Annotated in this window: 9 protein-coding genes; 6 read left to right on the top strand and 3 right to left on the bottom strand. The window is 35.9% G+C overall.

All coding sequences use genetic code 11. The features are described from left to right. Nucleotides 1–22: 22 nt before the first annotated feature. On the bottom strand, nt 23–685 hold the full coding sequence (locus UH1x_RS09940; RefSeq protein ID WP_396632492.1) for a metal-dependent transcriptional regulator: 663 nt from the start codon (nt 683–685) through the stop codon (nt 23–25). Between the two features lie 77 nt (nt 686–762). Here UH1x_RS09940 and UH1x_RS09935 point away from each other — a divergent pair, with 77 nt between their 5' ends. After that, a complete protein-coding gene (locus UH1x_RS09935) occupies nt 763–3039 on the top strand; it encodes a TonB-dependent receptor (protein WP_482626419.1) in 2277 nt (758 codons plus the stop codon). A 75-nt stretch (nt 3040–3114) separates the two neighbouring features. Continuing rightward, nucleotides 3115–4257, top strand: coding sequence for a lycopene cyclase family protein (locus tag UH1x_RS09930; RefSeq protein WP_482626418.1), 1143 nt, complete (start codon nt 3115–3117; stop codon nt 4255–4257). Here the strand turns inward: UH1x_RS09930 and UH1x_RS09925 are convergent. Continuing rightward, nucleotides 4254–5228, bottom strand: a complete 975-nt coding sequence (locus tag UH1x_RS09925; protein ID WP_482626417.1) for a polyprenyl synthetase family protein — start codon at nt 5226–5228, stop codon at nt 4254–4256. The two genes, UH1x_RS09930 and UH1x_RS09925, sit on opposite strands and share 4 nt — an antisense overlap. A 183-nt stretch (nt 5229–5411) precedes the next feature. Between UH1x_RS09925 and UH1x_RS09920 the strand changes: the two genes are divergently transcribed. The 4 genes from UH1x_RS09920 to UH1x_RS09905 are packed head-to-tail and all read left to right on the top strand — an operon-like array spanning nt 5412 to nt 12060. Further along, entirely contained in the window at nt 5412–6017 is a 606-nt protein-coding gene (locus UH1x_RS09920; RefSeq protein ID WP_036157597.1) for a TetR/AcrR family transcriptional regulator, read from the top strand. After that, nucleotides 6018–7358, top strand: a complete 1341-nt coding sequence (locus UH1x_RS09915; protein WP_482626416.1) for a TolC family protein — start codon at nt 6018–6020, stop codon at nt 7356–7358. It begins immediately after the preceding gene. A gap of 25 nt (nt 7359–7383) precedes the next feature. Then, nucleotides 7384–8550, top strand: a complete 1167-nt coding sequence (locus UH1x_RS09910) for an efflux RND transporter periplasmic adaptor subunit (protein WP_482626415.1) — start codon at nt 7384–7386, stop codon at nt 8548–8550. A gap of 6 nt (nt 8551–8556) precedes the next feature. Continuing rightward, complete coding sequence (locus UH1x_RS09905; RefSeq protein WP_482626414.1) at nt 8557–12060, top strand: efflux RND transporter permease subunit; 3504 nt, start codon at nt 8557–8559, stop codon at nt 12058–12060. Nucleotides 12061–12132: 72 nt separating this feature from the next. Here the strand turns inward: UH1x_RS09905 and UH1x_RS09900 are convergent, their stop codons facing one another. Then, entirely contained in the window at nt 12133–12480 is a 348-nt protein-coding gene (locus UH1x_RS09900; RefSeq protein WP_482626413.1) for a toxin-antitoxin system YwqK family antitoxin, read from the bottom strand. Between the last annotated feature and the right edge of the window lie 162 nt (nt 12481–12642).

Raw genomic sequence — 12642 nt, 5'->3', positions numbered from 1 at the left:
TATTAATTCAATAATTTAAAACCTATTCTTCATCTACAATTTCTAAAAACAAGTTCGTTGCTATTTGCTTTGAAATACGAATGGACCCGGACCTTGTTGAAATAGTCACGGAGCCATCAAATTCCTCAATTTCCAATATTTTAAAAGTATCGCCCAGCGCGATTTTATTCTTGTCTAAAAATTTTAAAAATGCAGCCGATGAATCGTTGACACCTACACATACCCCTTGACTACCAACTGGTAATTCACTAATTAATTTCTTAACAGATTTTGTAAACACGCCATCCTTATTAGGAATTGGATCACCGTGCGGATCCACCTTAGGGTAACCTAAATGGGCATCTAGTTTATCTATTAAGGCATCACTCTTTATATGCTCTAATTGCTCTGCCACTACGTGAACCTCATCCCAAGAGAAATTAAGCTTGTCAACCAAAAACACTTCCCACAAGCGATGTTTTCTAATAATAGAAAGTGCAACTAGCCTACCTTTCTCTGAAAGCAAAACCCCCTGATACTTTTTATAATTCACCAAAGATTTTTCAGACAACTTCTTAACCATATCCGTAACAGAGGATGGCTTTGTTTTCATCTGCTCAGCAATAGCATTTGTAGCAACGGATTTACTATTGAAATCGCTTAAGTGATAAATAGTTTTTATGTAATCTTCTTCTGATAATGTCATTTCCAAACAATAATAACACAAAAATACATTTTTATACGTAAAAACAATTTTTTAGTTTTGTCTAAAATTAATTTTAGATGATTAAAACACTTTTTTTTGCCTGTTCTATTTTATCCTTTGGTATCATCAGCGCGCAAAATTCGAACATATCTGGAACAATCTCTTCGAATGGTGTTCCGGAAGCTTATGTAAACATTTATTTAAAAGGCACCCAAATTGGTACGGCTTCTGATGAAAATGGCAATTACTCTTTAAAGAATGTCCCGTCGGGAAAACATACCCTTATTGCTTCTAACATCGGTTTTGAAAAATTTTACAAAACATTGACGATTTCTGAAGGTGAGGATAAAAATTTGAACATCAGCTTATCACCCTCTACAGAATCTTTAGATGAAATGGTCGTTACCGGAACTTTAAAGCCCGTTAGTAGGTTAGAGAGTCCGGTGCCGGTAGAAGTTTACAAACCTACGTTTTTCAAAAAAAATCCAACGGCGAGTATTTTTGAAGCCTTACAAAACGTAAACGGAGTAAGACCGCAGATCAACTGTAATGTGTGTAATACAGGAGATATTCATATTAACGGATTAGAAGGTCCGTATACATTGGTGCTTATAGACGGCATGCCCATTGTAAGTGGTTTGGGAACCGTGTACGGGTTATCTGGTATACCCAATTCCCTTATTGAACAGATTGAGGTAGTAAAAGGGCCTGCTTCTACACTCTATGGTAGTGAAGCCGTTGGTGGTCTTATAAATATAATCACTAAAAATAACTTGACAGCTCCTAAATTTTTCGCTGATAGTTTTGTGACCGATTGGGGCGAATTTAATCTTGATGTAGGCACAAAATTCAATGTAGGAAAAAAAGCAAATGTGCTATTAGGAGCTAACTATTTTAGGTATGATAACCCTATTGATAATAATGGCGACAATTTTACAGACCTAACACTACAAGACCGGATTTCTGTTTTTCAGAAATGGAATTTCACCAGAAAAAACTCCCGAATATTTTCCTTGGCAGGACGTTTTTTCTATGAAGACAGATGGGGAGGAGAAATGCAATGGACTCCAGAATTTAGAGGAGGAGATGAAATTTATGGGGAAAGTATTTACACACGTAGATGGGAAGTGTTAGGTAAATACCAATTACCGGTAGAAGAAAATATGATGCTTTCTTTTTCCTATAACGACCACAAACAAAATTCCGTTTATGGTGATGTTCCCTACCTAGCTGATCAGCGTATAGGTTTTACCCAACTAACCTGGGATAAAACCGTTGGTAAACATAGCCTTTTAGCCGGAACTGCTTTACGTTACAACTATTATGATGATAGCACACCCGCTACGTTAAGCGCTGAAGGTAACGAACCAGATGAAGTTGTCATACCCAGTTTATTCATACAGGATGAAATAGCGTTCAACAAAAAACATTCATTACTTCTAGGAGGTAGATATGATTATGACGGCCGCCATGGAAACATATTTACCCCTAGGGCAGCGTACAGGTTTAAGTTTACTGATAATGATATTATTCGCCTTAATGCCGGCACAGGTTTTAGGGTAGTAAATCTTTTTACCGAAGATCACGCAGCTTTAACGGGATCAAGAGATGTTATTATTGCGGAAGAACTAAAACCGGAGCGTTCGTTTAACGTTAACCTGAATTATTTAAAGAAAATATACGGTGATAACGGCACATTCGTTGGCTTGGATGCCTCTGTTTTTTACACCAATTTCCAAAATGTAATTATTCCAGATTATGACACCAATCCTAATCAGATTATATATGATAATTTAAATGGCACTTCAATTTCAAAAGGAATAAGTGCCAATCTAGATGTGGCTTTCTACAACGGATTAAAACTAATGATAGGCGGTACTTTACAAGATGTGAGCAATACTGAAGACGGAGTAAAAGAAAGACAGATACTTACAGAAAGTTATTCTGCAAACTGGAGCATTAGCTATGATATTCGCGCTTGGGACCTAACAGTTGATTACACCGGTAATTTATACGGCCCCATGCGATTACCTACCCTGGGCGATAGTGACCCAAGAAGCGATTTTTCACCGGCATGGAGTATTCAAAACATACAATTATCTTATGATGGAATAGAAAATCTTGAATTCTACGGCGGAGTTAAAAATCTATTAGACTGGACTCCAAATAGAGGAAATCCGTTCATAATCGCCCGTGCAAACGATCCATTTGATAAAGAAGTCACATTTGATGATAACGGCAATGCCGTTGCTACACCAAATAATCCAAATGCGCTGACTTTTGATCCTTCTTATGTATATGGACCAAACCAAGGCATACGATCATTTTTTGGAGTGCGTTATACCTTGAATTAAGCACAAAAGACAATTGCTATTTCGTATTTTTGAACACCTCGGCAATACATCAGTCTGGGTGATGTTTAAAAAAATATGAACGAATACGACTATATAATTATTGGCGCGGGTGCTTCTGGTTTACTTCTTGCAGATGCTATGCTGAACGATTCGTTTTTTGATCAAAAAAAAATTCTGCTACTTGATAAAGATGCAAAAGACGTCAATGATAGAACATGGTGCTTTTGGGAAGATGGCGATGGTCAGTTTGAAGCTATAGTCCACAAAAAATGGAATTCAATTCACTTTCAAGGAGAAGATATTATTAGAAGAACAGATATAAATCCGTACGCTTATAAAATGATTAGAGGTATTGATTTCTACAATCATTATCTAGGTCAGATTAAAGAATCAGCAAACATTAACTTTATTCAAGAGGCTTTAATAGATTTAGAAGAAACGGATACGGAGGTTAAAGTAAAGACAACCGGAAACACCTATTCTGGCAAGTACATCTTTAATAGTCTTTTTGACTATAAAATGGCAACTGGGCAAAATAAATACCCCGTATTACAACAGCATTTTGTGGGTTGGGTCATTAAAACCGATAAGCCGGTTTTTAATAGTAATGAAGTCACTTACATGGATTTTTCCATCCCCCAAAAAGGCAATACGCGTTTTATGTATGTACTCCCCTATTCTGATAATACTGCATTGATAGAATACACCTTATTTTCGGAGCAGTTATTACCAAAAGAAGAATACGATGAAGCATTAAAGAAGTATATAGCAGAGCGATTTAAATGTGATGCCTATGATATAATAGAAACAGAAGCCGGTAGCATACCCATGACTGCATATGACTTTAAGGAACACCACACCAATAGGGTTAGCTACATAGGTACCGCAGGCGGATGGGCAAAGCCTAGTACAGGGTATACTTTAATGAGTACGGCTAAGAAAATACCTAAACTGGTAGCGCTAATAAAGCAAGGAAAATCACTTCAAAAGTTAAAACTAAAAGGGAAATTTTGGTTTTATGATATGCTTTTTTTAGATGTTCTACATGATGACAATGCAAACGGACATACCATTTTTGAGTCCATTTTTAAATCCTTAAAACCTCAGATGGTATTTAAATTTCTAGATGAAAAAACCAGTTTAAAAGAAGATATCGTTTACATCAATTCCTGCCCCAAAGCTCCATTTATAAAAGCATTATTTAGAAGGATTTTCTAAACAGTTCTGTTCATAAGGTTTTCACCGAATTCCCTAAGTAAAGTTTTCTTTTCTTCCGCTACATCCATTTCATCAAGTACTTCAAAAGCTTTTGCAGTGTAGTCAGAAATGGCAACTTTAGTAGCTTTATCCGCCTCGGTTTTTTCAAAAATTGAACGTACGGCTTTTACTTTAGCATCTGCTTCCTTTGGTTGAATAGAATATAAATGCTCTAGCTCTTTTGTCATCATTTCAGAACCAGAGTTAAGCGCTTTTAAGTAAAGATATGTCTTCTTATTTTCAATAATATCACCACCAACTTGTTTTCCAAAAGTTTCAGGGTCACCAAAAACATCTAAATAATCATCTTGCAATTGAAAGGCAATACCTAGGTTTAATCCAAATTTATACATATGTTCTTGGGAGGTTTCAGAAGCACCTGCAACAATAGCCCCCATTTTTAACGCAGCAGCCACAAGAACCGCTGTTTTATATTCGATCATTTTAAGATACTCGGGCAACATAACATCATCACGAGTTTCAAAATCCACATCGTACTGCTGACCCTCGCAAACCTCTAATGCTGTTTTACTAAAAAGCTTAGCCAAGTCACGAAACACATTGGGCTCATAATTTTCAAAAAGTTGATAAGCCATAATCAGCATGGCATCACCAGACAAAATACCTGTATTTACATCCCATTTTTCGTGAACGGTAGTTTGCCCTCTTCGAACAGGGGCATCATCCATAATATCATCATGAACCAATGAAAAATTATGAAACACTTCAATTGCTACCGCAGCATCTAAAGCATTTTTAAAATCTCCTTTAAAAATTTCAGCAGTCATTAATACCAAAACAGGTCTTAAGCGCTTACCACCTAAACCAAGAATATAGGTAATAGGCTCATAAAGGTTTCTAGGTTCCTTTGTAATTTTCTTTGAGTCTAAATACGCAATAAACTCATCTCTATATTCTTCAATAGTGTGCATTACTAGCAATTTTTTTCAAAAATACGTTGTATTTTATAAACGTTTCTTTTAAAAAATGATTAGAAACAAAATAATCTTCTAAAGGTGTAAAACGATTTATTTAATGGTAAAGCATTAATAAATTGTAAAACTTTGGAAACTTTTATAGTTTTTAAAGTTTCCTGCAGTATATTTGCCACCGTTATGAAGGAAAAAATACGGGATACGGCATCACAGCTTTTCTTGGAACGTGGTTTTAAAAGTATTACAATGGACGATATTGCCAATGAAATAGGCATGTCTAAAAAAACCATTTACAGCGAATACAGTAATAAAACTTCATTGGTCGAAGATTGTGTGATGAACAAGTTTTGCCACTTAAGTGATGGTATAGACTTAATTATAGCGATGGAGAAAAACGCTATAGAAGAATTATATGAGATAAAAAGGTATGTAATGTCTCATTTAAATGATGAAAAAAGTTCACCCCAGTATCAACTAATGAAATACTATCCAAAAATTCATAAAAATCTTAAGCTCATGCAATTTGATAAAATGCATAGCTGCGTATTATTAAATGTAGAACGAGGTTTGGAGCAAGGGTTATTTAGGGACAATATAGACCCTGAATTTGTTGCCAGAATATATTTTACCGGTATGAACAGTATAAAAGATCAAAATGTGTTTCCCCTAGATCGTTTTCCAATTTCTAAACTAATGGATTCATTTTTAGAATATCACCTTAGAGGAATAGTCACCCCAAAAGGAAAAGCAATTTTAAACAACATCATCAATTCAAATCAAGAATAAATGCGAAATCAACTAGTAATCTTAATCACAATTCTAAGTATTAGCTTAGGATATTCACAAGAGCAAAACTATTCCTTCACTTTAGACGAGGCCATAGAGTTTGCTTTGGAAAACAACTATTCTGCCATTAATGCAAATAGAGATATTATAGACGCCCAAAAGCAAAAATGGGAAACCATTGCAGGTGGATTGCCACAAATAAATGGGTCAGTTGGTTATTCTAATCAATTAAAACAACCTATAACATTGTTACCAGCAGAACTAGTAGGAGGTGCAGCAGGAGAATTTATTCCAGTAGTATTCTCTCAACCACAATCCATGACAGCTACTGCTACCTTAACACAACAAATTTTTGATGGTTCGTACATTGTAGGTGTACAAGCAACCAAAGCTTTTTTAAGTTATAGCGACAACAACAAAGAGAAAACCGATTTAGATGTTAGAAAGCAGGTAGTTGAAGCATACGGCAACGTGCTTCTAGCTGAAGAGAGCGTAAAAATATTGGAGAAGAATAAAGAAACGCTTGAAAAGACACTTTTTGAAACCTCAAAATTATTTGAAAACGGATTAGGAGATGAAGAAAGTGTTGATCAGTTACAGATCACCTTATCATCTATAGAAAATCAGTTGCAAAATACACTTAGACTTAAGGAAATTACTTTACAAATGCTAAATGTAAGTATGGGGCTAGATCTTAACGCACCAACTCAACTGCAAGAGAAATTAGAAGATTTAACGATGTCAAAAATGGATTTAGGTATTCTAACTACCGATTTTAATATTGAAGACAATGTAGATTACAAACTAGCGGAGAATCTAAACGAGCAACGCTTTTTTGAATGGAAATTGGCGAGAAGTCGTGCACTACCAACGTTAAATGCATACATCAACTACGGTAGTTCTGCCTACTCAGAAAGCTTTGATTTTTTTAGTGGAGATCAAGAGTGGTTTGATTCTTCCATATTGGGTTTAGACCTCAATATTCCAATTTTCAGTTCTTTAAAAAGAAGCGCCAGTACGCAACGTGCTAAAATTGCTTTAGAAAAAGCAAAAACACAGTTAACAGAGGCAGAACAACAGATTAGATTACAATTAGAAAATGCAAAGAATAACTACACATTAGCAATTGATAATTATGAAACTGCCAAACAAAACCTAATGCTATCTGAACGCATTGAAAATAAAAACCAAATAAAATATAAAGAAGGTTTAGCCACCAGTTTTGAGTTAAGACAGGCTCAAACCCAATTATACACCACCCAACAAGAATTCTTACAATCTATGGTTGAGGTTATAAATAAAAAAACCGAGTTGGAAATCATCATAAATACAAAAGACTAAATAATCAATCATTAAAAATACAATCATGAAGAAAATACTAATTTTATTAACTGCAACCATAGGCATTTACTCGTGCGGTGACGGCGAACAATCGGTAGCGGATATTATATCCCAACAAGATTTAGAGGCCATACGAGCAAAGAAGAATGAAATTACAGCTCAGCAAAAAGTTATCGATGCCCAACTTAAATCATTGGATTCCGCTATCGGTATTTTAGGTAATGAGGAAAAATTACCTTTGGTAAATACCTTAACCGCTAAAAAAGAAGTATTTAATCACTTTCTAGAATTACAGGGCGATGTTTCTACCAAACAAAATGTATTGATCTATCCAGAAATGGCTGGTACACTACAAAGGGTTTATGTTAAAGAAGGTGCTAAAGTTTCTAGAGGTCAGGTATTGGCTACTATTGATGATGGTGGTATGTCAAGCCAATTAAGTCAACTGAAATCTCAGGCCGCACTTGCTAAAACTACTTTTGAACGTCAAGAGCGTTTATGGAATCAGAATATTGGTTCAGAAATCCAATTCTTACAGGCTAAAACCAATTATGAAGCTGCTGAAAATATGGTATCTCAGGCACAGAGTCAATTAGGAAAATCTACTATTAGAGCTCCGTTCTCCGGTATCATTGATAATGTAATAAAAGATCAAGGTACAGTGGTTGCTCCAGGTCCAGGTTCTGAGGTTTTTCGTATTGTAAACCTATCAGACATGTATATTGAAGTAGAGGTTCCAGAATCTTACATTGGCAATGTAACCAAAGGAAAAGAAGCATTGGTATACTTTCCTGTTTTAGGCGACAGCATTGTTACCAAAATTAGAGAGACAGGTAATTTCATCAATCCTTCTAACCGTTCTTTTGAAGCTGAAATTCCCGTACCTAACAAAGAAGGTAGAATAAAACCTAATTTAACTGCAAAGGTTGCCATAAACGACTACACCAGTGAAGAAGCTATTTTAATACCAACTAGTATAATTTCAGAAAATGCAGACGGCGAGCAGTATGTATTCGTAGCGGAAGAGCCTAATGCTGATGGAGAAGCGCTAGTAAAAAGAAGTGTTATCACAACTGGCAAAACTCAAGGTGCAAATATTGAAGTGTTATCTGGTTTAGCCGATGGTAATGAAATAATAAAAGAAGGAGCCAGAAGCGTTAAGGATGGTCAAAAAGTAAAAATCAAAAAATAGATATCGATGAGCAAAGTACAAAAGAACGCCGATAAGGAATTCGGTATATCGTCTTGGGCCATTGATAACCCTTCGGTTATTTATGTCATGATAGCCATTTTTCTTTGGTTGGGATTTAGTGCCTATATGGCCATGCCTAGAGAAGATTTTCCAGAAATTATAGAAACCAAAATCTACATTAGTACACCATACCCTGGTAACACCGCTGAAGATATTGAAAAACTGATTACGGATCCTTTAGAAGACAGGTTAAAGAACATTAGTAATGTGGTTGAAATTACCTCAACATCACAAGAAGATTATGCCATTTTAACCATAGAATTTGACGAGGACATTACCGTTGAGCAAGCTAAGCAAAAGGTAAAAGATGAGGTAGACAGTGAAAAAGCGAGTGAAGACTGGCCAACTTTTAATGGTGCCAAAGTAGAACCAAATGTATTTGACCTTAACTTCTCTGAAGAAGTGCCTATTATGAACATCAACTTTACAGGGGATTATCCTGTAGAGAAATTAAAGGAATTTGCTGAATACCTGCAAGATGAGGTAGAAGATCTACAAGAAATAAAACAAGCAGACATTCGTGGCGCACAAGATTTAGAGGTGGAAGTTGGTGTTGACATCTACAAAATGATGGCTGCTAAAATTAGCTTTCAAGATGTTATCAGCGCTATAAGCAATGGTAATATGACCATGTCTGCCGGTAATTTGAAAACTGTTGGACAAAGACGTACCATTCGTATTTTAGGTGAAGTAGAAGATCCTAAAGAACTAAACAACTTTGTGGTTAAATCTGAGAACGGTGCCGTATACTTAAAAGATATTGCGACGATTAACTTTCAGGCAAAAGACAAAACTACTTATGCTCGTGAATTTGGGAATAACGTAGTAATGCTCGACGTTAAGAAGAGAGCGGGTAGAAACTCCATTTCTGCTGCTGATAAAATAAAAGCATTGGTAAAGAAAGAGAAAGCCGATTACTATCCGCCAGATTTAAATATCTCTATTGCCAATGATTCTTCTACGCGTACATTGAACCAAGTTGATGATTTGGTAAACAATATCATCTTTGGTATTATACTCGTAGTAACCGTTTTAATGTTTTTCTTAGGTTTTAGAAATGCATTATTCGTTGGTTTTGCAATACCGATGTCCATGTTCATGTCATTTGTAATTCTTTCATGGCTAGGTTACACGTTGAACACTATGATTCTCTTCGGAATGATTATGGGACTTGGTATGTTGGTAGACAATGGTATTGTAGTTGTTGAAAATGTATACCGATTAATGGACGAAGGCATGTCTAGAATAGAGGCCGCTAAAAAAGGTATTGGTGAAATTGCCTACCCAATTATTATATCGACAGCTACAACTGTGGCAGCGTTTGTTCCTTTAGGTCTTTGGCCCGGTATATTTGGGCAGTTTATGATCTACTTCCCTATTACATTATCCGTTGTATTGGGATCCTCATTATTTGTGGCCATATTCATGAACTCTATGCTGGTTTCCAAATTCATGAGCACCGATGAAAAAGAACTGACCTTAAAGCAATTGATTAGAATGAGTGCTATTCTAGTTGGTCTAGGAGCGTTAATTTTAATTTTTGGTGGTGCAATGCGCGGCTTAGGTTCTGTATTGATCCTTACTGCGATTATGTTCTGGGCATACAAATACATCATTAAGGGATCTGCTATTAAATTCCAGAAGAATACAATGGCACGTTTTGAAAACTGGTACGAAAGACGATTAAAACACGCCTTAAGAGGCAGCAACGTATACTGGTATTTTGGTATTACATTCTTAATGCTGATCGGTGTATTCATGTTATTTGGTATGTCCGTTGGCAGCGGTAGAACTAAAATTGAATTCTTCCCAGATAACAAACCAAATGAAATCTATGTGTATGTAGAATATCCTGAGGGAACATCTATTGAGAAGACTAATGAGATTACCAAAGAGGTTGAGAATCAGGTGTACGCAATCATGGATGATGATATGTACAAGAATGAAAAGGGTGAAAACTTTATGATGGCATCTGCTGTATCTGTAGTAGGTGAAGGTGCCGGTAATCCGCTTACCGATGGTGGTTCATCTGCCGAAATGCCACATAAGGGTAAGGTAACCGTAAACTTTAGCGAGTATAAATTTCGTAATGGTCTAAATACCGAAGATATTCGTGGTCGTGTGCAAGCTGCATTACAGGGTATTTATCCTGGTGTTGCCATATCGGTAGAGAAAGATGCTAATGGACCGCCAGCAGGTTTCCCAATTAACATTGAACTTGAGGGTAACGATTATGACGAACTGATCAATACTGCCGAAGACATTAAAAACTTTATCAATACTAAAAACATTGCTGGTATTGAAGAATTGAAAATAGATGTAAACAAGGGCAAACCAGCCATGCAAGTAATTGTAGATCGCCAAAAAGCCGGAGAATTAGGTGTTGCCGTGGGTCAAGTTGGTAACCAGTTAAGACGTTCTATTTTTGGTGAAAAAGCTGGAGTTTACAAAGAGGATGGTGAAGATTATGATATCAATATCAGATTTAATGAAGACTTAAGGTACAACAAGAGTGCGCTTTTCAATCAGAATATCATTTTTAGAGACCCGTCTAACGGACAGATAAAGGAAATTCCTATTTCTGCGGTAGCAACCGAAAAGAATACATCTGGTTATAGTGCTATTAAGCACCGCGACGGTAAACGTGTTGTAACTATATATTCAGGATTAAAACCTGGTTTCACGGATGCCGGAGCTATTGTTGCCGAAATCCAAAATGAAATGGGAAGTTTTAATGGAACTCCCGCTACCGTTAAAATTGATTATACAGGTCAATTAGAAGAGCAAGCGAAACAACAAGCCTTCTTAGTAGGTGCTTTTTTCTCAGGATTAGGATTAATCATGCTTATTCTAATCTTCCAATTTGGTGGTATTTCTAAACCATTGATTATTATGATTGCCATTTTCCTAAGCTTTATAGGAGTGTTTGGAGGATTGATGATAACCGGATGGTCTTTCGTAATTATGATGACCATGATGGGTATTATATCATTAGCCGGTATTGTAGTAAATAACGGTGTGGTACTACTCGACTATACCCAAATTCTAATAGATCGTAAAAAAGTACGTCTGGGTATAGAAGACAGTGATCTCTTAACTATGGATGATGCAACAGATTCCATGATCGTAGGTGGCAAGGCAAGATTACGACCGGTAATATTGACAGCCATAACAACAGTATTAGGATTGATTCCGTTGGCTATTGGTCTTAACATTGATTTCTTTGCACTATTCTCAGAGTTTAACCCACATATCTATATTGGTGGTGACAATGTAATTTTCTGGGGGCCATTGGCATGGACCGTAATCTTCGGTTTATTGGTTGCTACCTTCTTAACCCTAATCATTGTACCTGTTCTATTCAATATAGTTTATCGTATAAAAGTCAAGATCAGCAGTTTTGGAAACAAGGGCAATGACCAAAACGAACAACTAGAAAGTGTAGCATAATCCACTTTAAGTTAATTGCATAAAAAAGCCCGTATCATAATTGATACGGGCTTTTTATTTGAGTTAGTTAGTTTATTTATTACTAACGACAGGATCTTTTGCGCTTGCTTTAGATACACTTGCAATTCTGTTATTATCAAAACTTACTTCGCTTTGTACATCACCTTCCCAGAATAACCACTTACCGGTTCTAACACCGTTCTCATAGTTACCCATTGCAATTTTATCTCCTTTTTCATTGAACATTTTCCATTCACCTTCTAACTTTTCATTTAAAAAGTATCCTTCTTGAGACTTTTCTCCATTTGCGTGAAAGTAAGTAGCTTTAACTTTATCGCCTTCTTTTTCAAAAGTAGGATCAACTTGAGCATATGCTCCTAAAGACAATGCCATCACGGCTATAATTAAGATTTTTTTCATGATATATTTTTTTTGGGATTATTATTTTACAATACTCTAACGAGATAAAGATACAATTATTTTGCAATTAATCAATGTTTTGGTAACTTTTACATAACATTAACTTTACATTGAAGATATACTAGACTGTTTGTTAGGTGTTTAGATTAAAACAGCATCGAT

Source organism: Maribacter sp. UH1 (assembly GCF_056839145.1).
Note: the sequence above shows the minus strand (reverse complement) of the source record. Positions and strands in the feature narration are given on the sequence as shown.

Coding starts and splice junctions, on each gene's coding strand:
- UH1x_RS09940 (WP_396632492.1), bottom strand. CDS start 685: ATGACATTATCAGAAGAAGATTACATAAAAACTATTTATCACTTAAGC.
- UH1x_RS09935 (WP_482626419.1), top strand. CDS start 763: ATGATTAAAACACTTTTTTTTGCCTGTTCTATTTTATCCTTTGGTATC.
- UH1x_RS09930 (WP_482626418.1), top strand. CDS start 3,115: ATGAACGAATACGACTATATAATTATTGGCGCGGGTGCTTCTGGTTTA.
- UH1x_RS09925 (WP_482626417.1), bottom strand. CDS start 5,228: ATGCACACTATTGAAGAATATAGAGATGAGTTTATTGCGTATTTAGAC.
- UH1x_RS09920 (WP_036157597.1), top strand. CDS start 5,412: ATGAAGGAAAAAATACGGGATACGGCATCACAGCTTTTCTTGGAACGT.
- UH1x_RS09915 (WP_482626416.1), top strand. CDS start 6,018: ATGCGAAATCAACTAGTAATCTTAATCACAATTCTAAGTATTAGCTTA.
- UH1x_RS09910 (WP_482626415.1), top strand. CDS start 7,384: ATGAAGAAAATACTAATTTTATTAACTGCAACCATAGGCATTTACTCG.
- UH1x_RS09905 (WP_482626414.1), top strand. CDS start 8,557: ATGAGCAAAGTACAAAAGAACGCCGATAAGGAATTCGGTATATCGTCT.
- UH1x_RS09900 (WP_482626413.1), bottom strand. CDS start 12,480: ATGAAAAAAATCTTAATTATAGCCGTGATGGCATTGTCTTTAGGAGCA.